Below are 24,106 nucleotides of genomic sequence, written 5' to 3' on the forward strand. Positions count from 1 at the left end.
GATTGCCTACCCCTTGAACACGCGCCAGAAAGTGAGTCGGGCGCCGCCCTCGATAAGCTTGGACATGACGAAGTAGATCACGGCGGCGATGATGAAAAACTCAAACGTCCTGAAGGATTCGGACTGGGCCGCCTGCGTGGCGCCCGTGAGTTCGCGCAGGCCGATGATCATGCCCAGCGAGCTGTTGAGCAGGGCCCAGTTGAGTTGGTTGACGTAAGGGAAATAGACAATCCTGAACAGCTGCGGAAAGACCACATGGGTGTAGGCAGCGAATGATGAAATACCCAACGACCTGGCTGCGCGGTGTTGTTGTCGTGGAATAGCCTGCAACCCGCCACGAAAAATCTCGGCGAGGTAGCCGGCGTTGTTGAAAGACAGGGCGAACAGCATCGCCAGGTAGCTGGAGAAATGCAGCCCCAGTGCGCCAAGGCCAAAATAGATCATGTACACCTGGAACAGCGCTGGTGTATTGCGAGCGACTTCGATCCAGGACGTTGCGACAGCGTATCCAAGGCCTTTTTCCTGTTGACGTAACAGGGTCAGCGCAAGGGCGATCAGCGTGCCGATGATCATTGAAAGTACGGTCAGCACCAGCGTCGTTTTTGCCCCCTCGATCAGCTCGGGGAGCTTCTCCCAGACCATTGACCAATAAAACGTGTACCCGAACATAGCGCAGGCTCCAGGCAGGAGCGGCCGCGGCCGGCCGCTCGGAAGGTGAGGTTAGTAGTCCACGCCGGCAACTGTCAGCAAAGGCGCCTCGCCGTCACCGAAGTACTGCGCATACAGTTCTTGGTAGCGACCGTTCTTGACTTGGGTCCATACGAAGGTCTTCACCCAATTGAGCATCTGCGGGTCTGACTTTTTGACGGCGATGCCGCACAGGTCGGGAGGCGTAGGTGCTACTCCCTTGATCGTGAGCGTGGGAAATTGACCGCTCTGAACCAGTGCGGCCGCCGATGCATTCCCGATGATCACGCCGTCTATCTTGCCCTGGGCCAGTGCCAGGTAACCTTCGGCTTCGCTGCCGAACCCCGTATAGCTGCCGTTCGGGTCATCCCAGCCTTTGCGTAGCGCCTGCAGTTCCTGCTCGGTCGTGGTGCCTGTGACACCACCGATGTTGCGGCCTTTCAGGTCCTCGAAACGTTCGATGTTGGCGTCTTTGCGGGTGAGTACAACGTTGGTGTAGTTCACGTAGGGCTGGGAAAAATTCACGCTCATGGCGCGCTGGGGTGAGATCGAGGTGGAAGCAATCAGCACGTCGATGCGATTGGACACCAGTGCGGGAATACGTTCGGAGGAAGGTGTCTCGACAATCACGGCCTTTGCCCCAAGGGCCTTGGCCATGTCCTTGCAGTACTGAACGTCGTATCCCTCCGGCTCATTGGCCTGGTTGCGAAAACCCGCCGGCGGGTAGTCGAGTTGCACACCGCATCGTAGGGTTTTTGATGAAATGACCTGGTCCAGGGTGGAACCGGCGCCGGCTGAGTTCATGGAAGCGGTTGTGGCGAGGACGAGCAGGAGAGAGGTGCTTGCGTGACGTGCAATGTTCATGGAAATCCCCGATCTGATTGGCATTGTATTTTTTAGGGGTGTGGCGTTGGTATGCGTTGTATCCAATCTACATCTGTCGAAAAATCTACCAAATGTTTATTCGCGGAAGTAGAGGGGGAAACAGGGTTTTTTGCATTGAAGGTCAAAAAAACAGCCTATAAATTCTAAATAAACCTTAAAAAACAATTGGTTGTGTCTAATAAAAAAGATGTTGCTGACTATGAAGTGTGTCAGGGTTTGGCAGACGCAGCAGCGACGGTTGACAGATTGTGTTTATTGTATCCAATCTACATGCGCTCGTTCTGGTCGATCAGATCGGGCATGATTGCTTTCAAAAAGGTGCATTTTTTCCATCTGAAAAGGGTGCGATTCATGAGGCACGTAATCGTCATTGGCGCCGGCATTGTGGGGCTGGCAACGGCGCATCATCTGCTGGGGGCGGGAGTCCGCGTCACCCTGGTTGACCGCGACCCTGAAGGTGACAAAGCATCGTTCGGCAATGCCGGAGGCATCGCGGTCACGGAAGTGATTCCAGCTGCGGTGCCGGGCGTGTTGTGGAAAGTGCCCGGATGGCTGGCGGACCCGTTGGGACCCCTGGCGATACGTCCGGGGCACGCGCCCAGGTTGATACCGTGGCTGCTGCGTTTCTCCCGTGCCGGCAGGCCCTCGGAGTTCAAGCGCATATCGGCGGCGTTGGCGGCACTTAACGCTCGGGTCTACGACGACCTGCTGCCGCTGCTCGCGGAACACAATCTTCGCGAAGAGCTGCTACAACTCGGCGCCCTGACGGTCTACGAGAAAGAAGCGGCGTTTGACAAGGACGCAATGCAGTGGGGCCTCAAACGAGCGTGGGGTGTTGAGGTGCGCACGTTGACCGGCAACGAAGCACGTGAAATCGAGCCTGCACTGGGTCGGACAATCACGCGCGGGGTGTTCACACCCCAGTGGTCACACGTCAGGGACCCCAAGACCCTGGTTGATAAGTTGCGTCAGTCATTGCTTGCCAGGGGGCTTTGCATTCAGGTCGCCGAGGCCTGTGGTATCCGGCCGGGCCTTGAGGGTAGCGCTGTGTCGGTGGGGCTCGTCGATGGCCGGTGGTTAACGGCCGATAAGGTCGTGGTCGCCGCCGGTGCGTGGTCAGGCCTACTCGCCCAGCGCCTTGGCGACAAGGTCTTGCTGGAAAGCGAGCGAGGCTACAACACCACCCTTCCCGAACCGGGTGTCGTCTTGTCCAGGGAGGTGATCTTCGCGGAGCGCCACTTCGTGGCCACGCCGTTGAGCTGTGGTTTGAGGGTCGGTGGCGCCGCGGAGTTCGGCGGGTTGAATGCACCGGCGAATTTCAAGCGCTCCCAGGCCTTGGCCAGGCTGGCCGCGCTCTATCTGCCCGGGTTGCGTACGGAGGGCGGTACCCGTTGGGCCGGGCATCGCCCTGCGACCCCTGACAGCCTGCCGGTGATCGGCGCCTCAGCGCGCCATCCCTCGGTGATATACGCCTTTGGCCATGGTCATCTCGGGCTTACCCAGGCGGCCACAACCGGTCGCTTGGTCAGCGATATTGCTCTGGGCAAACCCTCTTTGGTCGACCTTGAACCCTATGCAATCAGCCGTTTCAACTAACGCGTTCAAAAGGGAGTTCCTATGTCTCGTCATACGTTCTTTTGCATCGATGCGCATACCTGTGGCAATCCGGTGCGCATCGTCACCGCGGGGGGGCCTTTGCTGCCCAATGTTTCAATGGCTGAAAAGCGTCAGATTTTCCAGCGCGAGCATGATTGGGTGCGACAAGCGTTGATGTTCGAACCGCGTGGTCATGATGGGATGTCAGGCAGCATCTTGTATCCGTCGTCACGTGAGGATTGCGACATCGGCGTGTTGTTCATTGAGGTCAGTGGCTGCCTGCCAATGTGCGGTCACGGCACCATCGGAACGGTGACTGCGGCGCTGGAAGCCGGTCTGGTGGTGCCGAGGATCGAGGGTTCGTTGGCCATCGAGGCGCCGGCCGGGCGCGTTGCGATCGACTACGTGAAAAACGGTACGAGAGTGGAGCAGGTTCGCCTGTACAACGTTGCGAGTTATCTCCACGCAGCTAATGTGGCGCTTGATGTACCCACCCTGGGCAAATTGAACATAGACCTGGCGTATGGAGGAAATTTCTACGTCATCATCGAGCCGCAAGCCGGTTGGGATGGCCTGGATTCAATGGACGTCAGTGAAATTATTCGGTTGAGTCCTCTGGTTCGTAAGGCCGCGCAGGCGCTGCTGGCGCCGGTGCATCCGCAAGACAGTCGTATCCAGGGCATCAGCCATGTGATGTGGTGTGACAAACCCAGGAACCCACGCGCGCACGCGCGCAACGCAGTGTTTTACGGTGACAAGGCCATTGATCGTTCACCGTGTGGCACAGGTTCTTCTGCGCGCATGGCACAACTGGTCGCCCGAAGCCGCTTGAAGGTGGGCGATACGTTTGTCCACGAGAGCATCATCGGCACACTGTTTGATTGTCGGGTCGAGTCGGCGACGGAGGTAGGTGCTTTCCCGGGCATCATGCCGAGCATTGCTGGTTGGGCTCAGGTCACGGGGCACAACACTATTCTTGTGGATGAGCGCGATCCGCTGGCGCATGGGTTTCAACTCAATTGAGCCAAGTGGACAAGCCCCTCCGCCAAGGAGGGGCGCCACTGGCATTCAAGCCTGGGTTTCTTTATCGCGTTTTTTCTTGAGCAGTGTGACCAGGTCAGAACCTGCACGCTGAATGTGCTTGCGCAGGAACTGAACCGCTTTCTTGACATCACGTTTTTCGCACAGGTGGAGTAGCTCGCGGTGGTCGACTTCGGCTTCTTTTTTCCCCGCGGTCAGCAACAGTTGCAGGCGGATGTATCGATCCGTCTGAACGTTGATGCCTTGAACGATAGCCAGCGTTTGCACACGATCAGCCGCTGCATACAGGCTTTGATGAAACAGCCAGTTGAGCTTGCCCCATTGCGCGATGTCATCGTCGAGGTAGGCGGCTTCAAGTTGCGGCAGCAATTGTTTGGTGGCCGCAAAGTGTGCGTCGGTCATTTTCGGCAGGGAGCGTTCCAATAGCTCGGATTCCAATAGCGCACGCAGGTCAAACAACTCCGCGATTTGCTCAAGGGGAATGGACTTCACCACGGAGCCTTTGTGAATCTGCGTCGTGATCAGCCCGGACGCCTCCAGCTCCTTGAATGCTTCACGCACCGGCATGCGGCTCACACCGTACTCGGTCGCAATGGTCTCTTGGATCAGCGACTCGCCTTCCTTGAATTCCCCATTCAGGATCCGCTCACGCAGTGATTCCGCCAGGGTTTCAGGCAAGCTTTGACGTTTGATGCGCAGGTTGGGTAAAGGCTCTTTCTTCGGCATTCTTCAACTACTGACAGGTGAATGGATCCAGGATTTGAGATCCCCATCGGTCGATCATACCTCAGGCTCACGAGTGTAGGACGCTTCCAGTAAATGAGCGCGAAACATGTCAAGGTTTCACTGTGCCATCTATCCTTCGGCTGAGCCCTAATGGGTTGCTGTCCTGGAGTGCCGGGGGTAGCAAAGCCTGGGGGAAGTCCTGGTAACACACGGGGCGCAGGAATCGATTGATCGCCAGGCTGCCTACTGAAGTGGAGCGAGGGTCGGAAGTCGCCGGGAAGGGGCCACCATGAACCATGGCATGACAGACTTCCACGCCTGTGCCGAAACCGTTCAGCAGAATACGTCCGGCCTTTTTCTCCAGTGTGGGCAGCAGCGCGGCGAGTGCGGGGTAGTCGTTGGTGCTGGCGTGAACGGAAATCGTCAATTGACCTCCCAGCGCTTCAAGTACCTGCAGCAGGCTGGAGGCATCGGGGCATCGAACGATCAACGATGAGGCGCCAAAGACCTCGTCACGCAGTTCTGTATTTTTCAGGAACGCATGCGCGCTGGTGGCGAACAGCGCGGCCTGCCCTTGGAAGCTTTCACCTTGTCGTCCTCGTCCAAGCAGTTCTACGCCAGACTGCGCACGCAGTTTTTCGACACCATCGCAATAATTGTCATAGATCAGACGCGTCAGCATGGTTGTCGCAGGTGCGGCGCTCAGGGCGGTGATTGCCGCGTGCTCAAAGGCTGCGAGTGACGGGCCCTCGATCGCCAGGATCAATCCAGGGTTCGTACAGAACTGGCCTGCGCCCAGGATGAGCGAAGCGACGAAGGTGTCAGCGATCGCCGCACTGCGTTCGGCCAGCGCATGGGGCAGCAACACCACTGGGTTGATCGCGCTCATTTCGGCGTAGACCGGTATCGGCTCCGGGCGCGCCGCTGCAATATTCATCAAGGCTATGCCTGCTCGTTGCGAACCCGTGAAGCCCACCGCCTTGATCCGGTGATCGGCAACCAGGGCCTGGCTGATGCTGTGCTGCGTATCGAATACCAGGGAGAAAACGCCCTCCGGTAAATTGCATGCACGTATTGAACGCTGAATCGCCTGGCCCACCAGCTCGGATGTACCTGGATGCGCCGAGTGCGCCTTGACGATCACTGGGCAGCCGGCGGCCAGTGCAGAGGCGGTATCGCCCCCCGCGACAGAAAACGCCAGTGGAAAATTGGACGCGCCGAACACGGCCACCGGGCCAAGGGCAATGTTGCGCAGCCGGATGTCTGCGCGTGGCAGTGGTATGCGTTCAGGGCATGCAGGATCAACGCGAGCCTCCAGGAAACTGCCGTCGCGGACAACGGAGGCGAACAGCGCCAACTGGTTGACCGTACGGGTCCGTTCGCCCTCAAGGCGCCCGCGCGGCAGACCTGTTTCGGCCATGCAACGTTCGATCAAGGCATCACCCAGCGCGAGGAGATTGCGCGCAATGGTTTCCAGGAAAACCGCACGATGCCCTGGCGTCGTTTCGCGGTAAGCATCGAAAGCCGCATTTGCCAGTGCGCAAGCGCTGTCGAGGTCGTCCAGCGTGGCACCACCGAAGGCTGGGGAAAGGGGCTCACCGGTGGCGGCGTTGAGTCCCCACATCTGACCGTTTTTACCGCGAACCTTCGACTGACCGATCAGCATCTCACCTGTAATGGACATAACGGGACTCGCTCAATGAAAAATGGCTGTGAAGGGGTTGGATGATGGTTGACGGAGCGGGCCCCTTGACGAGGCGAAAGGGCCCGTTGCGTCAGCCGCGAACGGCGAGGCTATCGATCGCTTTCTGGACGGTGCTGATCACGTATTCGCGCTCCTCGCCTACAAGGGCCAGGCGTGGTGCGCGCGTCCATTCCGGCGCGCCGTAGACCAGGTGCTCGGCCAGCTTGATGTACTGCACCAGCTTGACGTGTACATCCAGGTGAAAGGACGGGGTGAGGATGTGGTACAGCTCGCGGGCTTCGCTGAAGCGTTGCTGGGCGCAGAGATTGAAGAGCTTGACGCATTCTGCCGGCCACACGTTGGTCATGCCCGACACCCAGCCGGTGACGCCCAGTGCGCTGCTTTCGACGATCAGGTCGTCGACCCCGCAAAAGATGCTGAAGCGATCGCCGAAGGCCACGTACATGTCGGTCACGCGCCGGATGTCGCCGGTTTCTTCCTTGACGCAGACGATCTCGGGTGTGTCCACCAGGTCGGCCAGGATCGCCGGGGTGCAGTCCACGCCATAGGCGATCGGGTTGTTGTAGATCATGATCGGCAAGTCGGTTGCGCTGGCGATGCCCTTGTACCATTCCACCGTCTCGCGATGATCGGTCTTGTAGCCAAGGCTTGGAAACACCATCAGTCCTTGGGCGCCAAAACGCTTGTACAGCGCCGCATGCTTCCTGGCCGTTTGCAGGGTGATTTCGGCCAGGCCGCACAGCACCGGCACACGCCCGTCGGCGACCTCGACCGCCGCGCGAATGACTGATTCGCGCTCCTGCATGCTCATTGACGCGTTCTCGCCCAGCATAGGCAGGACAACAACGCCTGAAACCCCATTATTGATCAGTCGATCAATGCTGGCTTGGGTTGCCGCCAAATCGACCTCGCCATCCTCGGTCAGCTTGGTGGTGACTGCGGGGAAAACGCCTTTCCAGATTGCCATTTCAAGTACCTTTTTTGTTGTGGTGGGACTGCTTTTAGATTGTCAACTGTATCCAATCTACAATCTGTCAATTTCGCTTGTCCACCTGAGGCTTGTTTTTTTTATGGCAAAAAAATTCTGTGGTGATTAACGCGCCAGCCCATGCCGCTCATGCCACTGCGCAATGGACTCCTGCGGGTACTCGTCAAACTGCAGGTCACCCTTGCGCACTGTGAGCTCCACCCATGGCGCCTTCGACGCCAGCATCAAGTGCGTATGGTCCGGCGGTACCGGCAACGGTGTGTCGATGGCCGAGGCAAACGGGTGGATCAGCTCCGGCCATTCCGGGCTGAACACCCACAGCGCGCTGCCGCATTGCGAGCAGAAATGCCGCTCGGCGCTACTCGCATGGGCGCGGCTGGCGCCTTCGGGCTTGAGCCTGGCGTGGTAGATCGAAATGGCTTTGCGCCCGCGCACCTTCAGGCTCGCGGTGTCACCGGCCAGGTTGATCGCGTAGCCACCGCCGCCCTGGGTCTTGCGACAGATCGAGCAGTAGCAACGCTGGTAAGGGTAGGGGTGGGCGCTGGTGAGGCTGAATGTGACGGCGCCGCAATGGCAGGATCCTTCAAGCTGCATGGGCTGACTCCTGATCAGGGTATGTAACAACGCTTTGCTAATACCTTAGCCTCAGGCAAGATTCAGCGCTTTGGTTTCAGGGAAGACGCCCATGATTGCTCAGTTGCAAAGCGCTGCCGCGCAAATCCGCCATGCTGTACGTGCCGCAACCGAGGGCTTGGTGGGGCGCGAGCAATTGGCCGAACTGATCGTGCTGGCGGCGGTGGCCCAGGAACATATCCTGGTGATCGGGCCGCCCGGCACCGCCAAGAGCGCCGTGGTGCGGCGCGTTGCGCAGTCGATGGGCGGGCGCTATTTCGAGTACCTGCTCGGGCGCTTCACCGAACCGTCCGAACTGTTTGGCGCGGTCGACCTGAAAAAGCTGCGCGAAGGCACGGTGGAAACCGATGTCAGCGGCATGCTGCCGGAAGCCGACATCGTGTTTCTCGACGAAGTCTTCCTGGGCTCCACCGCGATCCTCAATACCTTGCTCGGCGTACTCAACGAGCGGCGTTTCCGCCGTGGCCACACCCAGGTGCAATGCCCGCTGCGGGTGTGCGTCGGCGCGGCCAACGGCCTGCCGGATGATGAAGCGCTGGCGGCCTTTGGTGATCGTTTCCTGTTGCACCTGTTTGTCGAGTCGGTGCCGGACAACCAATTGGAGGCCATGCTGGCCGGTGGCTGGCAGTCGGAGCAACGCCCGGTGCAGCAGTTGCTGGGCCTCACGCAACTGGACACGCTTGGCCATGCGTTGAAAAACGTCGACCTGGCCGCCGTGCGTCCCGCCCTGGCCCAGGCGGTTCGTCGTCTGCGTGAAGCCGGCATCCAGTTGTCTGACCGACGCATCGTCAAATCCCAACGCCTGATCGCCGCCGCCGCGTTGCTCAGCGGCCGCCTCGAAGCCAGCGACGCTGACCTGTGGCCGCTGCTGTACGTGTTGCCGACCCAGGCCACCCAACAACAGGGGCGTGAGGTGTTGCGCGACCTGTTTGCCGCGTCCAGCAACAGCCATCTGTTCAGCGCCGTGGAAGAGGCTACGTTGCAGCCGATGTCACGTCTGAATCGCCTGCTGGAAACCGCCGAAGACTATCTCGCCCGTAGCGAACCGCCGACCAGTACGGCGCTCGAAGGGTTGTTGCGCGAGATTGATGCGAACTTCAACAGCCAGACGATGCCCGAGCCGTTGCAGCAGGCGCGGGGGCAACTTACACGTTTGCTGATACCTGCCGAATGAGTGCGTTGACCCATCCTTGGCGCTGGCGCTCACGCCAGGCACCCGTCGAGGCGCAAGCCGCCGTGGCCTGGGGTGATGCGGCACGCCGGATGCTCAGGCGCCTGGCGCTGCTTGAGCCTGAACACGCCGCGCGTCTGCACGCCACGGCCAACGGTGAGGTGCTGGTGGTGACCGGCTCGACGGCTGATCTGCCGTGGGTCGACGGCGTGGCTTACGCGGCTCCCAGCGCGAGCGCGCCACACCTCTGGTTGCCGACCAGCTGGGAGCCGGATGTGCCCCAAGACCTGCTGGGCCAGGCCTTTTCCGCACGCTTCAAGCGTTCGCCCCTGCTGGTGTGGCATGAGCCTGCGGCCGTGGTCCCGTTGGACCGCTTGCTGGCCGTTTCGCCTGCCCTTGTGCAACGTATCGCTGATTATTGGGGAGTCACTCATGCAACTGCCTGAGTCGCTGCAACCCTGGCGGCACTGGCTGGAATGGTTTGCCCCGGAACAGTTACCCGTGTTCGCCGACCTGCTGGGCCGCCTCAACCCGCTGTTGGGACCGCTGCGAGGCCTGCACCAGGGCGGTGTGCCGGAGCCCGACGGCCTGGGCGACCTGCACCGGCGCGGTGCCTATGAGCGGCTGCTCTCCAGCGAATGGCTGCTGGCCGATGAAGTACCCGATGAGTTCCTGCGCCGGGCGGTCGGCGGCGAGCATATGTTCCTCGCGCCACAGTACCGCGCCCAGGCGGCGAACCGTCTGATCGTGGTGTTGTTCGACGCCGGACCCCTGCAATTGGGCGTCGCGCGCCTGGTACACCTGGCGCTGCTGATATTGCTGGCGCGGCGAGCCGAGGAGGCGGGGGCGCAATTGCGCTGGGGCATTCTGCAGGGCACGCCGGTGTTGCATGAGCTGGACTCGGCGGCGCAACTCAAGCGCTTGCTCGAGGCCCGCACCTACGAGGTGGTGAGCGACACCCATTGGCTGGCTTGGCGTGACGCCTTGGCCGAACATCGGGTGGGAGAGTGCTGGGTGGTCGGCCAGCGCTTGCCGCCTACCGATTCCAAGACCTGCACCCACCGCGTGCAGATTGCGCGCAACCTGGACGGACGCAGTCTGTCTTTTGCCTTGCAGTCACGACGCGTGTCGCTGCCCATGCCCGACGAGCAACAGGCGGTGCGCCTGCTCAAGGGCCAGTTCGATAACGCCGCGCATACCCCGCCGCCCACCGCCACCGGGCGGGTGGCGCGGGTGGCTTTGACATTGCCACCGGTCATCTCCGGCTCCGGCAACTATGTCGCCCTGCGCCTGCTCGACGAACACGGCATGGTGGTGATCAAGCTGCCGCACAAAAACCAGAAAAAAGCCCTGGAGGTACGCCGTCGCCTGTGGGGCAAACACCAGCATGTGTTTGCCGCCGCGTTTAATTATCGCAGCCTCGGTGCGGTGCTCGGTGATGGCCACATCCTGACCTTCTGGAATATCCCCGGCCTTGTTTCCGCCAACAAACCTGCACGCGAAGAGCTGCACCTGCCACCGGGCACCGCGACCTTGCTGCCCGCGGTGTGGCTGCGCGGCCAACAAGCGGAACGCCTGTATGTGCTTGATACAAATGGTCAGCTCGCCCACTGGCAGCGTCCCGGTCATGGACCGAGGGGCGCGTTTTTCTCGGTAACCAACAATGTCATAGGCTTGGCGCAGCTGGATGCCTTGTCGTTGGTCTACGCCCGCAGCGAGGCCGGGCAACTGGTGGCGTACCCCGCAACGGCCTCTGGTGTCCGCAGTTCCGGCTATGCGGTCGGTGCAGCGGCCGGGGTCAGCCAGGTACTGTTCGCCAGCACCGCCCACTGGAAGTACACCTTTGGCGGGTGCGCATTACTCACTCACCATGATGGCCGCCAGAGTTGGCGCCTGGTGACCCACGACAGCTTCCCCGCGAAAAGGGCGCAGATCGACTTGGCGCCGGGCTGGAGTGCTATCGGCCTGCATCACCATGTGGCCGCGCAGGAGTGCTATGCATTGGTACTGCTGGGCCCGAACCAGCACACCGTCGGCCTGTACTCGGAAGGTCTGCAACAGACGCTGTTCACCACCTCCGCACCGATTGCCCGTGCCAGCTTCTGCCCCATGAGCGGGCTGGTGGCGGTGCTGACCACCGCCCGGGAACTACTGGTGTTCAACGTCACCGAGCGCGCCATGCGTTTGCAAGTCATGTGCGACCTGAAACAAGAGCCTGCCCATGCATGAGCACGAACCCCTGCTGATCCGCCGACCGCTGCTGACCGGCCACCAGTCCATCGACGGTGTGTGGTTGCCTGCCGACCGCTTCACCACGCAGGAGCGGGCTCGCCTGATCCTCGGACACTGGCGCGCGGGCGCCGCCGCCTACCGTTTTGCCGACGGAGATGTGTTGCAGTTCAGCGTGCCCGTCGCACTCGATTGCCAGACCTTAGACGGCTGGCCGCTGGTCCGCCAGGGGCGTGGGTTGTGTTCGGCACGGCTGACCGCTGACGAGCTGCGTGCTTTACCCACCGCCGACTTGTGGCTGGTGCGCGCCAGCCAGGTGCACGCCTTGCAGCTGCGCGACGCCAAGGTCCTTGAGCCTGGGTTGTGGCTGGAGATCAGTGCCTACACCTTACTCGATACCTTCGATTGTCATGCGCCGGTTGCGCCGCAGCTGCCCGTGCCGGACATCACCGATGTGCGTGAGATCCTTGGCGGCTTGGCGCCGGTCAGTCCCGAGCAGGAAGGCGTGATCCGCGCGTTGCTGGAGCGTCAACCGCCAGCGCCGAAAGCAGCGCCTCCCAAGGCGGCCCAGCCATGGGCCAGTGAGGCGCCCGCGCAGTACCCGGCGTTGAAACTGGGCGCCACCCTGGCGTTGGTCGCCGGGTTGATCTGGATGGGCACTCACAGCCAATCCCAACCCCTGACACCGATTCCTGCTTCGACCACTGAAGACATCAGCCGCGTGATCCTGGGCATGTTGCTAGGCGCAACGGTGTTCACTGCCTTGTTGATGGGCATCAACAAATACCTGCGTCGAGGCGTGCAGCCCGTCGGCGCCGCGCCTTCGGCACCGGCGGATCCGGGCATCGCCGAGCGGGCCACACCGGCTCGGCTTAAACCGTCCGCCTGGCGCCGTTGGCTGACCCGCCTGACCGAGCTTTCAAAACTGTCCAGGCTCTACGGCAAACGCCAGGCCGCCTACATGCAGCGCATGCTGGAGATGTTCGAGGACGGTGATTTTGCCGAAGCCTTGCGCCATGCCATTCCTCTGGGAGGCCAGGAGCCGGATGCTGAACAGAACTTCGGTACGCCGCAGCGGCGCGACGACCTGACCCTCAGCCAGCAGAGCGGGCCAGGCCGCGCCTACCACTTCGAACAAAGCCTGACCGAGCACCTGCGCGAGGTCTATCGCCGCTCATACGAACGCCTGGCTCGGGAAAACCGGATCGAAGAAGCGGTATTTGTCCTCGCCGAACTGCTCAAGGAGCGCCAGGAAGCCGTCGACTACCTGGAAAAGCACGCACGTTACCAACAGGCTGCCGACCTGGCCCTGGCCTGGGACATGCCGTCGGCGGTCATCGTGCGTCTGCTGTGCCTGGCCGAGAACTGGCAGCGTGCCTTACTGGTGGCGCGGCGTGACGATGCGTTTGCCGATGCCGTGGTGTTGCTCCAGGCCAGGCAGCCGCAGATTGCCGAGCGTTTGCGCCTGGAGTGGGCCGAATCGCTGATCGCCAAGGGCCTGTGGCTGCAAGCCGTCGAGGTGGTGTGGAGCCTGCCGGATGAGCGCACGCGCGCGGCGCAATGGTTGCTGGATGCCGAAGCGGCCGGTGGGCGGCTGGCGATGGGGGCCTTGGTCAAACGCGCGATTCTGCTGCCGCAGACCCTGGAAGCTTACGGGCCGTGGATCGAACAGTTGCGCGACGCTCCCGACCGATACGCCGAGCGTGACGCCCTGGCGCACGCCCTGTTGGCGCACAAATCTGATGCCGCTGCCCTGAGTTGGCTGGCCGGTGCAACCGTGCACGCAGTGATCGCCGACCAACTCAGTGGTCGCGGCGGGCTGAACTTCAATCAGCTGCAAGCGCTGGTCAAGATGAGCCGCGATAAATTGTTGCAGGCAGACTTGCCTGGCCAGGCCCTGAAGCGGCCTGCCATGCACTCGTTGGTACGGGTGAGCGATGCGCTGGAGTGGACCGCCCCGACCCAGGGTAGCCGACCGATATACGACGCGGTGTCGCTGGATGACGAGCGTTACCTGGTGGCGCTGGGCGAGGCCGGTGCGGTGGTGACGGATGCCAGCGGCCAGCCACTGTTCCACTTCGCCGTGCCGGCCCAGCGGATTGTCCTGGCTCACAGTCGGCAGATGGCGCTGGTGCTGGCCCGGCGTGACCGGGTATGGCGTATCAGCAAACTCGACCTGGTCAACCGTACCGCCACCGACCTGGGCGTGCAGGTGCTGGATGTGTTCGCCGAGCAGTTTGACGGCAGCACCTGGACCCTCGGTCAGGACCGGCAACTGCGCGTGGTGGACGTGGATCGCAACTTTCAGACCCTGTGGCATGTCAGCGACTTGCCGGGGGCGCTGCGCGCGCTCAAAGGCAACGAACGTAATGAGTTCCTCTGGCTCTACAACCCGCGCGAGGGTGTCGAACGCTGGCACTATCGCTTGCCTGAGCGTCGGTTGGCCGGGCGCGAGCCGGCGTCCACGCAGTCGCAGGAAAGCCACGCGCTGTACTGTGCACTCGATCAAACCATTGAGTACGGGATCAGGTGCCGCGATGACGAAGAGCCGACGCTGATCCTGGATGTCGATGGCAACCGCAAGGGTTATCGCATGCCGGGCTGTGACGAAGGTTTCTTCGACGGCGACCCGGTGCGCATTGCCCTCGACGCGCAGTGGTTGGTGTTCGGCTATATTGCCGGCGAACGCGACACGCGCTGGCACTTTATCCATCGCGCCAGTGACCACCTGTGTGCGGTGCTGCACTGGCCTCGTTACGAAGTGAACATCCGTCGCACCGAGGACGGCTGGCTGTTATTCGACGACCAGGGGCGCTTGAGCCATGTCACCGTGGACGGTGCGCGTCTGCGTAACCTCAGTTTGCACTGACCGAGTCCGGCATCAACGTGGCAATCAACGCGCGAATGGTGCCGGGTAACGCCTCCAGCTCCCGCACCAGGATGCTGCGCTCGCGGATTGCCCAGGGTTCATCCAGCTTCACCGCCACCAGCCGCATGGTACGGCTGTGGCGCACGGCGGCGGACTCCGGAATGATGCCGATGCCCACACCGGCTTCGACCATGCGGCAGATTGCCTCGAAACTCGACATCTGGATGCGCAGCGACAGCTGCTTGCCCAGCCGCTCGACGTGTTCACGCAGGAAGCTCAGCAAGGTGCTGCCTTCATGCAGGCCGATGTGCTGGTAGGCGAGGGTCTGTTCCAGGGTGACGGAGGGTTGTTCCGCCAGCGCATGCCCCACCGGCACCATCAGCACCAGTTTATCCGTGCTGAAGTGCAGTACCTGCAACCCCGAGGCTTCCACGGGGCCGGCGATGATGCCCATGTCGCTGGTGCCATCCAGTACGCCGCGCACGATGTCGCGGGACAGGCGCTCCTGCAGGTCGACGGTCACGCCGGGGCGCTGGGACAGGAAGCCCGCCAGCACCTCCGGCAAGAATTCGGTGACCGCCGTGGTGTTGGCAAAAATGCGGATATGCCCGGCCGAATCCACGCCGTATTGGGTGAATTCGCTCTTCAGGTAATCCACCTGGCGCATGATCAACCGTGCATGGTGCAGCAGGCGCTCTCCGGCCGGGGTGATCTCCACGCCACGGCTGTCGCGGTACAGCAGGCGCGTGTCGAGTTGGCCTTCGAGGGCCTTGATCCGCGCACTGGCGGCGGCCGGCGAGAGGAACGCACGCTTGGCGCCCTGGGTCAGGCTGGGGGATTCGGCGATGTGGATAAACAGGCGCAGGTCGGCCAGATCGAAGTGCATGCAAGACTCCCGGGACAGGATGGCGGCGTTCAGCATAACCGAACGCTGGTTTATTGAAATGCAAATTCCCGGAACGGGTACACCCTTGCATGATCCGGGGCAGACACTCACTGCCCGAGGACCTGCACCCGATGAGCGCCACCGATTGGATCGGCCGTAGCGAAACCGCCCACGACCACCTCAGCCATAACCTGCTCAAGCGTATTGCCGCCACCTTTGGCGAAGCCGTGCCCGAAGACGGCGCGGATATCCCGCCGCTGTGGCAGTGGTGTTTCTTCCAGGATCCACTGCCGGAAACCGCCCTGGGCAGCGACGGTCATCCGGCCCGTGGCGGCTTCCTGCCGCCGGCCGACAACCGTAATCGCATGTGGGCCGGCGGGCGCATCGAGTTCCGGCATGCGCTGCGCGCCGGTGAGGCGGCGACCCGGGTGTCGACCATCACCCAGGTCGAAGAAAAGACCGGGCGCACTGGCTCGCTGCTGTTCGTCACCGTGCGCCACGACTACTCCCAGGCAGGCCGCCTGGCGATCCGCGAGGAACAGGACATCGTCTACCGCGAACCCACGCCGCCCAAATCGGGCAGCGGCGAGGCGCTGGAGCAGGGCGAGTGGTGCGAAACCGTCGACCCCACGGCGACCCTGCTGTTTCGCTACAGCGCGGTGACCTTCAACGGCCACCGCATTCACTACGACTACCCCTACGTCACCGGCACCGAAGGCTATGCCGGGCTGGTGGTGCACGGGCCGCTGATCGCCACCCTGAACTTGCGTGCGTTCTGTCGCGCCCATCCCGACGCCACCTTGCGCCGGTTTGCCTATCGCGGTGTGCGCCCATTGATTGCGCCGCAACCCTTCGAAGTGGGCGGGCGCGTCACCGAAACCGGCGTTGCCCAACTGTGGGCTGGCAATAGCGATGGCCTGGCGCAGCAAGCCCAGGTGAATTTCGAATAATCCAAGAACAACAGGCGGAGAGCCGCAGATGAACCCGAATGACAACGAAGAACTCAACGCCATCCGCGAAGGCGTGCGCGCCTTGTGCGCTGAATTTGATGCCGCCTACTGGCGCAGGATCGATGAAGAGAAGGGCTTTCCCGAGGCTTTCGTCAAGGCGCTGACCGACGCCGGCTGGCTGTCGGCGATGATCCCCGAGGAATACGGCGGTTCCGGCCTGGGCCTGGCCGAGGCCTCGGTCATCCTCGAAGAAGTGAACCGCTGCGGCGGCAACTCCGGCACCGTGCATGGCCAGATGTACAACATGTTCACCCTGTTGCGGCACGGCAGCGAAGCGCAGAAACGCTTCTACCTGCCCAAACTGGCCAGCGGCGAATTGCGCCTGCAATCGATGGGCGTGACCGAGCCGACCACCGGCACCGATACCACCAAGATCAAGACCACCGCAATCAAGCGCGGCGACAAGTACGTGATCAACGGCCAGAAGGTGTGGATCTCGCGGGTCCAGCATTCCGACCTGATGATCCTGCTGGCGCGCACCACGCCGTTGGCCGAGGTGAAGAAGAAATCCGAAGGCATGTCGATCTTCCTCGTCGACCTGCGCGAAGCCATCGGCAACGGGCTCACCGTGCAGCCCATCGCCAACATGGTCAACCACGAGACCAACGAGCTGTTCTTCGACAACCTGGAGTTGCCGTTGGACAGCCTGATCGGCGAAGAGGGCAAGGGTTTCAAATACATCCTCGACGGCCTCAATGCCGAACGCACGCTGATCGCCGCCGAATGCATCGGCGATGGCCGCTGGTTTATCGAGAAGGCCAGCGCGTATGCCCGTGACCGCGTGGTGTTTGGCCGGCCCATCGGGCAGAACCAGGGCGTGCAGTTCCCGATTGCCGAGGCGCATATCGAGATCGAAGCGGCAGACCTGATGCGCTGGCGCGCCTGCGAGGAATACGACAGCGGCAAGCATGCCGGCGCCAGCGCCAACATGGCCAAGTACCTGGCGGCCAAGGCGTCCTGGGAGGCGGCCAATGCCTGCCTGCAAACCCACGGCGGTTTCGGCTTTGCCTGCGAGTACGACGTGGAGCGCAAATTCCGCGAGACGCGCCTGTACCAGGTGGCGCCGATCTCCACCAACCTGATCCTGTCCTACGTGGCCGAGCACCTGCTCGAACTGCCACGCAGCTTCTGAGGGGCCGACCATGAGCCATACCCAAGCCTTATGTCGGTTCCTGGCGGATCTGCACTACGCACAGTTGCCCGAAACCGTCCTCGCGCGCACCGAAGACCTGTACCTGGATTGGCTGGCCTCGGCGCTGGCGAGTAAAGGGGCGCACCCGATTCCGTTGTTCGAGCGCTATGCCCGGAAGATGGGGCCGAGCAGCGGCCCGGCCCAGGTGATCGTCAATGGCACCAGCAGCAGCGCCTACTTCGCCGCGTTGGTCAATGGCGCTTCATCGCACCTGGTGGAGCAGGATGACCTGCACAACAGCTCCGTGTTGCACCCGGCGACCGTGGTATTTCCGGCTGCCTTGGCCGCCGCCCAGGACCTGGGCAAATCCGGGCGCGACTTGCTGCTGGCCTCGGTGGCCGGTTACGAGGCGGGTATCCGCATCGGGGAATTCATGGGCCGCTCCCATTACCGCATCTTCCACACCACGGCCACCGTCGGCACCCTGGCGGCGGCGGTGGCGGTGGGCAAGTTGCTGGATTTCAACCAGGAACAATTCATCAACCTGCTCGGCAGCGCAGGCACCCAGGCCGCCGGGTTGTGGGAGTTCCTGCGCGATGCCGCCGACTCCAAGCAGCTGCACACGGCCAAGGCGGCAGCGGACGGGTTGCTCGCCGCTTACCTGACGGCGGATGGGCTGACCGGTGCACGCAATATTCTTGAGGGCGACCAAGGGCTGGCGGCGGGCATGTCCAGTGATGCCGAGCCGGGCAAGTTGTCCGCCGGCCTGGGCAGTCGCTGGGCATTGCTGGAGACCTCGTTCAAGTTTCATGCGTCGTGCCGCCATACCCATCCTGCGGCCGATGCGCTGTTGGAGCTGATGCAGCGCGAACAGCTCGCCGCCGCCGATATTGCCCGCGTGGAAACCCGCGTGCATCAGGGCGCCATCGATGTACTGGGGCGCGTGAACGTACCGGCCAGCGTGCACCAGGCCAAGTTCTCCATGGGCACTGTGCTGGGCTTGATTGCCGTACACGGCAAGGCCGGGCTCACCGAGTTCCATGAGCTGGCGTTGACCGACCCGGCCGTGTCGGCTTTTCGCGACAAGGTCAGCATGAGCCTCGACCGCGAAGTCGACGGCGCCTACCCGCAACGCTGGCTCGGCCGTGTCACCGTCACCACGCAGGATGGCCGCACACTGCACGGCGCCATCGACGAGCCCAAGGGCGATCCGGGCAACACCCTGAGCCGCACGGAGCTGGCGGACAAATTCCAGCGCCTCGCCCAATTCAGCAACGCCCGCACACCGGCCCAGGCCAACGCCTTGATCGACAAGGTCTGGGATTTGCGCAACGCCACGTCCATGGCCCACTGGCTCTGAGGAACTGTCATGACTAACCCAAGACCGCTGGACGGCATCACCGTTGTCAGCCTGGAACATGCGATTGCCGCGCCATTCTGCACCCGTCAGTTGGCGGACCTGGGCGCTCGTGTGATCAAGATCGAACGCCCCGGCGTCGGCGACTTTGCCCGTGGCTACGACGAACGCGTGCGCGGTCTGGCCTCGCATTTTGTGTGGACCAACCGCTCCAAGGAAAGCCTGACCCTGGACCTCAAGCAGGACGAGGCGGGCGATATTCTCGACACCTTGCTCGCCGACGCCGATGTGCTGGTGCAGAACCTCGCGCCTGGCGCGGCGGCGCGCATGGGCCTGTCGTTCGAGGCGCTGCATGCGCACTTTCCGCGGCTGATCGTGTGCGATATTTCCGGCTACGGCGAAGGCGGGCCGTACGAGAAAAAGAAGGCCTACGACCTGCTGATCCAGAGCGAGGGCGGTTTTCTCTCGGTGACCGGTGGCCCTGGCGACGACCAGATGGCCAAGGCCGGTTGCTCCATCGCCGACATCTCGGCGGGCATGTACGCCTACAGCGGCATCCTCTCGGCGCTGCTGCTGCGCGGCAAGACCGGCAAGGGCAGCCGCATCGACGTGAGCATGCTGGAAAGCCTGGTGGAGTGGATGGGCTACCCGATGTATTACGCCTTCGACGGCGCCCCGCAGCCACCGCGTGCCGGGGCCGCGCATTCGACGATCTATCCCTACGGCCCGTTTCCCACCGGCGATGGCGGCACGGTGATGCTCGGTTTGCAGAACGAGCGCGAATGGGCGGCGTTCTGCGACAAGGTACTGCTCACGCCTGAATTGGCGACGGACGAGCGTTTCAGCGCCAACTTCAAACGCTCGGCGAACCGTGAGGTGCTGCGCCAGATCATCGTCGACAGCTTTGCGCAGTTGGATGCCGAGGCGGTGATCCAACGCCTGGAGGACGCGCAGATCGCCAGCGCCCGGGTCAACGATATGCAGGGCGTATGGGACCACCCGCAACTCAAGGCCCGTGACAGCTGGCGCGAGGTCGATAGCCCGGCCGGTCCGCTGCCGTCGCTGTTGCCGCCGGCCCGCAATGCGGCGTTTACCCCGCGCATGGACGGCGTTCCGGCGCTGGGCCAGCACAGCCAGGGCATTCTCGACCGGCTCGGTTACTCCGGCGATGCCATCGACAGCCTGCGTGCACGCGGCGTTATCTAAATAAGGAATTCTGTGATGCCAAAGCCATTGGTGCGTTCGGCGTTGTTTGTACCCGGTAGCCGACCGGAACGATTTTCCAAAGCCCTGGCCAGTGGGGCCGATGCGGTGATCGTGGATTTCGAGGACGCGGTCGAAGAACCGCTCAAGCGCCAGGCGCGGGATAACCTCGGGGTGTTCCTGACGGCGAACCCCGCTGCCCAGGTGTGGGTGCGCATCAATGCGCCGGAGCATGCCGAGCATTTCGAGGATGTGGCGTTCTGCAAAGCCCATCCGAATGTGGCGGGGGTATTGCTACCCAAGGTTGAAAGTGCCGCGCAAGTGGCGGTGGTTGCCGCCACCGGCAAAGTGATCTGGCCGATTATCGAAAGCGCCCGTGGCTTGCTGGCCGTGGCCGAGATCGCCCATGCGCCACAGGTGCAGCGCCTGTCGTTTGGCGGGCTGGACCTGGCGCTGGACCTGAACCTGAGCAGCAACTCCGCGGCTGCGCAGTTCGCCCTGGACCAGGCGCGCCTGGCGCTGATTGTGCATTCGCGGGCGGCGGGTCTGGTCGCGCCGTTGGACGGTGTACACCCGGCCATCGATGACCCGGAAGGCCTGCGCCGTTCGATCCGGCATGCCTATGAAATGGGCTTTGCCGGGGCGCTGTGTATCCATCCCAAGCAGGTGGCGGTGATCCATGCAGCGCTCGCACCGAGCGCCGCAGACCTGGCTTGGGCGCAGCGGGTGGTGGACGCCGGCGCCCATGGGGCAGGGGCCTACCAGATCGATGGGCAGATGGTGGATGCGCCGGTGTTGCTGCGCGCGCAAAGGTTGTTGGCGGCCCAGGCGTAGCGTTCGGCCACGCCGAACGCAGGTATCTAAAATTCGAAATTCACTACACGCGTCACATCAGGCACCTTGCCTTACAACACAACAATAAGAAGGTGATTTTCCATGCTCAAGCTCTCCCGGGCGCTGCTGTGCGCCGCCACCTTGTTTGCCGCAGGCCTAGCCCAGGCGGCGGACCCGATCGTGATCAAGTTCGCCCACGTGGTGGCCGAAAACACCCCCAAAGGCCAGGGCGCGCTGTTGTTCAAGAAGCTCGCCGAAGAACGCCTGCCGGGCAAGGTGAAGGTCGAGGTGTACCCGAACTCGTCGCTGTTCGGCGATGGCAAGGAAATGGAAGCGCTGCTGCTGGGCGACGTGCAGATGCTGGCGCCGTCCCTGGCCAAGTTCGAGCAATACACCAAGCAGGTGCAGATCTATGACCTGCCGTTCCTGTTCAACGACCTGGCCGCCGTTGACCGCTTCCAGGCGGCCCAGGGCAAGGCGCTGCTGACCTCGATGCAGGATAAGAACATCCTCGGCCTGGCCTATTGGCACAACGGCCTCAAGCAACTGTCGGCCAACAAGGCGCTGCATGAGCCCAAGGATGCCCGTGGCCTGAAGTTCCGCGTACAGGCCTCCAGCGTGCTGGAAGAGCAGTTCAAGGCGATCCGCGCCAACCCGCGCAAGATGAGCTTCGCCGAGGTGTACCAGGGCCTGCAGACCGGTACCGTCAACGGCACCGAGAACACCTGGTCGAACTATGAAAGCCAGAAGGTCAACGAGGTGCAGAAGTACTTCACCGAGTCCAACCATGGCCTGATCGACTACATGGTGATCACCAACGCCAAGTTCTGGAACGGCCTGCCACCGGACATCCGCAGCACCCTGGAGCAGATCATGGTCGAGGTCACCGTCGAGGTGAACAAACAGGCCGAAGCGCTGAACCAGTCGGCCAAGCAGAAGATCGTCGACGCCAAGACCAGCGAAATCATCGAACTGACCCCGGAGCAACGCCAGCTGTGGCGCGAAGCCATGCGCCCGGTGTGGCAGAAGTTCGAGGGTGAGATCGGCGCGGACCTGATCAAGGCGGCGGACGCGTCCAACCAGTAATCCCCCAGTGTGGGAGGGGGCTTGCCCCCGATTGCGGTGTGTCAGCTTGCTCATCTGTCTCTGACCCACCGCTATCGGGGGCAAGCCCCCTCCCACCTATCGATCCGGTTTTCACCCTGACATCTCATTTGCTTTCGCGAGGTTTTGCCATGCAAACGCTAAGGCGCGTCTGGGAGCACCTGGAGGAAGGTTTCATTGCCTTCCTGCTGGCCGCCATGACCCTGGTGACTTTTGTCTACGTCATGCTCAACAACATCTATACGCTGTTCTTTGCCCTGTCTGACAAGTGGGCTTTCAGCAGCGCCTTTTTCGGTGCTCTGGGCGACCACACCATGACCTGGGCCCAGGACATGACCTGGAGCGTGGCACTGACCAAGGCCATGTTCGGCTGGCTGATTTTCTTCGGTATTTCCTACGGCGTACGCACCGCCGGCCACCTTGGCGTCGACGCACTGGTCAAGCTGACCAGGCGCCCGGTGCAACGCTTGCTGGGCATGATTGCCTGCCTGTGCTGCCTGGCCTACGCCGGGCTGTTCATGATCGCCAGCTACAAGTGGGTCAGCGCGGTGATGACCGCGCATATCGGCGCAGAAGACCTCGACCAGTACGGCATTGACGTCGGTGACATCGTGATCATCGTGCCCATTGGTTTTGCCATGGTGTTTATCCGCTACCTGGAAATTTTCTACCGCATTTTTACCCACCGTCAGGTCGGGTTGGGGCTGGCCGACGAGGCCGGCGAGGCCAGCAAATTGGCCGGCAGCCATGAGGAGCGTCACTGATGGCCGTGCTCTGTCTGTTTCTGCTGTTGTTCGTGTTCATGTTCCTCGGCGTGCCGATCGCGATTTCCCTGGGCTTGTCCGGTGCGGTGTCGATCCTGATGTTCAGCCAGGACTCGGTGAGCTCCCTGGCGATCAAGCTGTTCGAGACGTCCGACGCCTACACCTTCCTGGCGATTCCGTTCTTCCTGCTCTCCGGCGCGTTCATGACCACCGGCGGTGTGGCACAGCGCCTGATCGACTTTGCCAACGCCTGTGTCGGACATATCCGTGGCGGCCTGGCCATTGCGGCGGTGTTGGCGTGCATGCTGTTTGCGGCGCTGTCCGGTTCGTCACCGGCGACCGTGGCGGCGGTAGGTTCGATTGCCGTGGCGGGCATGGTGCGTTCCGGCTACCCGAAGGAGTTCGGGGCGGGGATCATCTGTAACGCCGGCACCCTGGGCATCCTGATCCCGCCGTCGATTGTGATGGTGGTGTATTCGGCGGCGACTGAAACCTCGGTCGGCAAGCTGTTCATGGCCGGGGTGATTCCGGGCCTGTTGCTGGGCCTGATGCTGATGATCGCCATCTACATCGTCGCGCGCATCAAGAAGCTGCCGGCCCAGCCCCGAGCGACCTTCCGCGAATGGCTGACCTGCGCGCGCCGCGCCTTCTGGGGCCTGTTGCTGCTGGTGATCATCCTCGGCGGCATCTACAGCGGCATGTTCACCCCGACCGAAGCGGCCGCGGTGGCGGCGGTGTACTCGGCGTTCGTGGCGTTGTTCGTCTACAAGGACATGAAGCTGCGCGACTGTCCCAAGGTGCTGCTCGAATCCGGGCGCCTGGCGATCATGCTGATGTTCATCATTGCCAACGCGATGCTGTTTGCCCATGTGCTGACCACCGAACAGATCCCCCAGGAAATCACCGCGTGGGTGATCTCCGAAGGGCTGACGCCGATTGGTTTCCTGATCATGGTCAACGTGGTGCTGCTGGTGGCGGGCAGCTTTATGGAACCGTCGGCCATCGTGCTGATCCTGGCGCCGATTTTCTTCCCGATTGCCATGAAGCTGGGTATCGACCCGATTCACCTGGGGATCGTGATGGTGGTGAACATGGAAATCGGCCTGGTGCACCCGCCGGTGGGGCTGAACCTGTTCGTGACCTCGGCGGTGACCGGGTTGACGCTGGGGCAGACCATCCGCGCGGCGCTACCGTGGCTGATGATTCTGTTGGTGTTCCTGATCATGGTCACGTACTTGCCGTTCATTTCGCTGGCGTTGCCGCACTGGCTCGGGATGTAACCCAAC

At 62.3% G+C, this 24,106-nt stretch carries 21 protein-coding genes; 14 read left to right on the plus strand and 7 right to left on the minus strand.

The annotated features are described in order from the left end of the window. Positions 1–6: 6 nt before the first annotated feature. Positions 7–669, minus strand: a complete 663-nt coding sequence (locus M2497_RS14670; RefSeq protein WP_248488119.1) for an amino acid ABC transporter permease — start codon at positions 667–669, stop codon at positions 7–9. Between the two features lie 51 nt (positions 670–720). After that, positions 721–1,491: a transporter substrate-binding domain-containing protein gene (locus M2497_RS14675; protein WP_248488120.1), complete on the minus strand. Its 771-nt coding sequence runs from the start codon at positions 1,489–1,491 to the stop codon at positions 721–723. A 252-nt stretch (positions 1,492–1,743) separates the two neighbouring features. Here M2497_RS14675 and M2497_RS14680 point away from each other — a divergent pair, with 252 nt between their 5' ends. Together M2497_RS14680 and M2497_RS14685 are read left to right on the plus strand one after the other, a co-directional pair. Then, a complete protein-coding gene (locus M2497_RS14680; protein WP_248488121.1) occupies positions 1,744–3,168 on the plus strand; it encodes an FAD-binding oxidoreductase in 1,425 nt (474 codons plus the stop codon). Positions 3,169–3,189: 21 nt separating this feature from the next. Further along, positions 3,190–4,191 carry a 4-hydroxyproline epimerase gene (locus tag M2497_RS14685; protein WP_248488122.1) on the plus strand — a complete coding sequence of 334 codons (1,002 nt, stop codon included), beginning with the start codon at positions 3,190–3,192 and terminating at the stop codon, positions 4,189–4,191. 45 nt (positions 4,192–4,236) lie between these two features. On the opposite strand, the gene M2497_RS14690 is transcribed toward M2497_RS14685, so the two are convergent. The 4 genes from M2497_RS14690 to M2497_RS14705 all read right to left on the minus strand — a co-directional run bounded on the left by M2497_RS14690 (position 4,237) and on the right by M2497_RS14705 (position 8,222). Next, a complete protein-coding gene (locus M2497_RS14690; RefSeq protein ID WP_248488123.1) occupies positions 4,237–4,935 on the minus strand; it encodes a GntR family transcriptional regulator in 699 nt (232 codons plus the stop codon). Positions 4,936–5,044: 109 nt separating this feature from the next. Next, positions 5,045–6,619 (minus strand): aldehyde dehydrogenase (NADP(+)), encoded by a 1,575-nt coding sequence (locus tag M2497_RS14695; RefSeq protein WP_248488124.1) that lies wholly within the window; start codon positions 6,617–6,619, stop codon positions 5,045–5,047. A 91-nt stretch (positions 6,620–6,710) separates the two neighbouring features. Next, positions 6,711–7,607 (minus strand): dihydrodipicolinate synthase family protein, encoded by an 897-nt coding sequence (locus M2497_RS14700; protein ID WP_248488125.1) that lies wholly within the window; start codon positions 7,605–7,607, stop codon positions 6,711–6,713. A gap of 126 nt (positions 7,608–7,733) precedes the next feature. Continuing rightward, complete coding sequence (locus M2497_RS14705; RefSeq protein ID WP_248488126.1) at positions 7,734–8,222, minus strand: GFA family protein; 489 nt, start codon at positions 8,220–8,222, stop codon at positions 7,734–7,736. Positions 8,223–8,313: 91 nt separating this feature from the next. Here M2497_RS14705 and M2497_RS14710 point away from each other — a divergent pair, with 91 nt between their 5' ends. The 4 genes from M2497_RS14710 to M2497_RS14725 are packed head-to-tail and all read left to right on the plus strand — an operon-like array spanning position 8,314 to position 14,530. Then, complete coding sequence (locus M2497_RS14710) at positions 8,314–9,435, plus strand: AAA family ATPase (RefSeq protein WP_248488127.1); 1,122 nt, start codon at positions 8,314–8,316, stop codon at positions 9,433–9,435. After that, the gene (locus tag M2497_RS14715) at positions 9,432–9,878 is read left to right on the plus strand and encodes a hypothetical protein (RefSeq protein WP_248488128.1); all 447 of its coding nucleotides are present in this window, start codon (positions 9,432–9,434) and stop codon (positions 9,876–9,878) included. The genes M2497_RS14710 and M2497_RS14715 overlap by 4 nt, the downstream gene beginning before the upstream one ends. Then, a complete protein-coding gene (locus M2497_RS14720) occupies positions 9,865–11,661 on the plus strand; it encodes a hypothetical protein (RefSeq protein WP_248488129.1) in 1,797 nt (598 codons plus the stop codon). The genes M2497_RS14715 and M2497_RS14720 overlap by 14 nt, the downstream gene beginning before the upstream one ends. Next, positions 11,654–14,530: a bpX6 domain-containing protein gene (locus M2497_RS14725; RefSeq protein ID WP_248488130.1), complete on the plus strand. Its 2,877-nt coding sequence runs from the start codon at positions 11,654–11,656 to the stop codon at positions 14,528–14,530. Before M2497_RS14720 ends, M2497_RS14725 begins: the two co-directional genes overlap by 8 nt. On the opposite strand, the gene M2497_RS14730 is transcribed toward M2497_RS14725, so the two are convergent. Beyond that, a complete protein-coding gene (locus M2497_RS14730) occupies positions 14,517–15,416 on the minus strand; it encodes a LysR family transcriptional regulator (protein ID WP_248488131.1) in 900 nt (299 codons plus the stop codon). The two genes, M2497_RS14725 and M2497_RS14730, sit on opposite strands and share 14 nt — an antisense overlap. A gap of 131 nt (positions 15,417–15,547) precedes the next feature. On the opposite strand from M2497_RS14730, the gene M2497_RS14735 reads away from it, so the two are divergent. From M2497_RS14735 to dctM, 8 genes are all read left to right on the plus strand, one after another. Further along, the gene (locus M2497_RS14735) at positions 15,548–16,366 is read left to right on the plus strand and encodes a MaoC family dehydratase N-terminal domain-containing protein (RefSeq protein ID WP_248488132.1); all 819 of its coding nucleotides are present in this window, start codon (positions 15,548–15,550) and stop codon (positions 16,364–16,366) included. Positions 16,367–16,394: 28 nt separating this feature from the next. Further along, positions 16,395–17,558, plus strand: coding sequence for an acyl-CoA dehydrogenase family protein (locus M2497_RS14740; protein ID WP_058424085.1), 1,164 nt, complete (start codon positions 16,395–16,397; stop codon positions 17,556–17,558). A 10-nt stretch (positions 17,559–17,568) separates the two neighbouring features. After that, positions 17,569–18,918 (plus strand): MmgE/PrpD family protein, encoded by a 1,350-nt coding sequence (locus M2497_RS14745; protein WP_248488133.1) that lies wholly within the window; start codon positions 17,569–17,571, stop codon positions 18,916–18,918. Between the two features lie 9 nt (positions 18,919–18,927). After that, positions 18,928–20,121: a CaiB/BaiF CoA-transferase family protein gene (locus M2497_RS14750; RefSeq protein WP_248488134.1), complete on the plus strand. Its 1,194-nt coding sequence runs from the start codon at positions 18,928–18,930 to the stop codon at positions 20,119–20,121. 15 nt (positions 20,122–20,136) lie between these two features. Next, positions 20,137–20,952, plus strand: coding sequence for a CoA ester lyase (locus M2497_RS14755; protein WP_248488135.1), 816 nt, complete (start codon positions 20,137–20,139; stop codon positions 20,950–20,952). Positions 20,953–21,054: 102 nt separating this feature from the next. Beyond that, on the plus strand, positions 21,055–22,038 hold the full coding sequence (gene dctP, locus M2497_RS14760; protein WP_248488136.1) for a TRAP transporter substrate-binding protein: 984 nt from the start codon (positions 21,055–21,057) through the stop codon (positions 22,036–22,038). A gap of 149 nt (positions 22,039–22,187) precedes the next feature. Then, on the plus strand, positions 22,188–22,820 hold the full coding sequence (locus M2497_RS14765) for a TRAP transporter small permease (RefSeq protein ID WP_248488137.1): 633 nt from the start codon (positions 22,188–22,190) through the stop codon (positions 22,818–22,820). After that, positions 22,820–24,100 carry a C4-dicarboxylate TRAP transporter large permease protein DctM gene (gene dctM / locus M2497_RS14770; RefSeq protein WP_058424079.1) on the plus strand — a complete coding sequence of 427 codons (1,281 nt, stop codon included), beginning with the start codon at positions 22,820–22,822 and terminating at the stop codon, positions 24,098–24,100. Before M2497_RS14765 ends, dctM begins: the two co-directional genes overlap by 1 nt. Positions 24,101–24,106: the final 6 nt, after the last annotated feature.

It is taken from the genome of Pseudomonas sp. CYM-20-01 (assembly GCF_023169845.1).
GTDB classification, from domain to species: Bacteria; Pseudomonadota; Gammaproteobacteria; order Pseudomonadales; family Pseudomonadaceae; genus Aquipseudomonas; species Aquipseudomonas azotoformans.

Excerpts from the sequence above, each read along its gene's own strand:
- M2497_RS14745 (WP_248488133.1), top strand. The coding sequence starts at position 17,569 with ATGAGCCATACCCAAGCCTTATGTCGGTTCCTGGCGGATCTGCACTAC.
- M2497_RS14710 (WP_248488127.1), top strand. The coding sequence starts at position 8,314 with ATGATTGCTCAGTTGCAAAGCGCTGCCGCGCAAATCCGCCATGCTGTA.
- M2497_RS14720 (WP_248488129.1), top strand. The coding sequence starts at position 9,865 with ATGCAACTGCCTGAGTCGCTGCAACCCTGGCGGCACTGGCTGGAATGG.
- M2497_RS14675 (WP_248488120.1), bottom strand. The coding sequence starts at position 1,491 with ATGAACTCAGCCGGCGCCGGTTCCACCCTGGACCAGGTCATTTCATCA.
- M2497_RS14685 (WP_248488122.1), top strand. The coding sequence starts at position 3,190 with ATGTCTCGTCATACGTTCTTTTGCATCGATGCGCATACCTGTGGCAAT.
- M2497_RS14715 (WP_248488128.1), top strand. The coding sequence starts at position 9,432 with ATGAGTGCGTTGACCCATCCTTGGCGCTGGCGCTCACGCCAGGCACCC.
- M2497_RS14705 (WP_248488126.1), bottom strand. The coding sequence starts at position 8,222 with ATGCAGCTTGAAGGATCCTGCCATTGCGGCGCCGTCACATTCAGCCTC.
- M2497_RS14700 (WP_248488125.1), bottom strand. The coding sequence starts at position 7,607 with ATGGCAATCTGGAAAGGCGTTTTCCCCGCAGTCACCACCAAGCTGACC.
- M2497_RS14755 (WP_248488135.1), top strand. The coding sequence starts at position 20,137 with ATGCCAAAGCCATTGGTGCGTTCGGCGTTGTTTGTACCCGGTAGCCGA.
- M2497_RS14765 (WP_248488137.1), top strand. The coding sequence starts at position 22,188 with ATGCAAACGCTAAGGCGCGTCTGGGAGCACCTGGAGGAAGGTTTCATT.
- M2497_RS14695 (WP_248488124.1), bottom strand. The coding sequence starts at position 6,619 with ATGTCCATTACAGGTGAGATGCTGATCGGTCAGTCGAAGGTTCGCGGT.
- M2497_RS14750 (WP_248488134.1), top strand. The coding sequence starts at position 18,928 with ATGACTAACCCAAGACCGCTGGACGGCATCACCGTTGTCAGCCTGGAA.
- M2497_RS14670 (WP_248488119.1), bottom strand. The coding sequence starts at position 669 with ATGTTCGGGTACACGTTTTATTGGTCAATGGTCTGGGAGAAGCTCCCC.
- M2497_RS14735 (WP_248488132.1), top strand. The coding sequence starts at position 15,548 with ATGAGCGCCACCGATTGGATCGGCCGTAGCGAAACCGCCCACGACCAC.
- M2497_RS14740 (WP_058424085.1), top strand. The coding sequence starts at position 16,395 with ATGAACCCGAATGACAACGAAGAACTCAACGCCATCCGCGAAGGCGTG.
- dctM (WP_058424079.1), top strand. The coding sequence starts at position 22,820 with ATGGCCGTGCTCTGTCTGTTTCTGCTGTTGTTCGTGTTCATGTTCCTC.
- M2497_RS14730 (WP_248488131.1), bottom strand. The coding sequence starts at position 15,416 with ATGCACTTCGATCTGGCCGACCTGCGCCTGTTTATCCACATCGCCGAA.
- M2497_RS14690 (WP_248488123.1), bottom strand. The coding sequence starts at position 4,935 with ATGCCGAAGAAAGAGCCTTTACCCAACCTGCGCATCAAACGTCAAAGC.
- dctP (WP_248488136.1), top strand. The coding sequence starts at position 21,055 with ATGCTCAAGCTCTCCCGGGCGCTGCTGTGCGCCGCCACCTTGTTTGCC.
- M2497_RS14725 (WP_248488130.1), top strand. The coding sequence starts at position 11,654 with ATGCATGAGCACGAACCCCTGCTGATCCGCCGACCGCTGCTGACCGGC.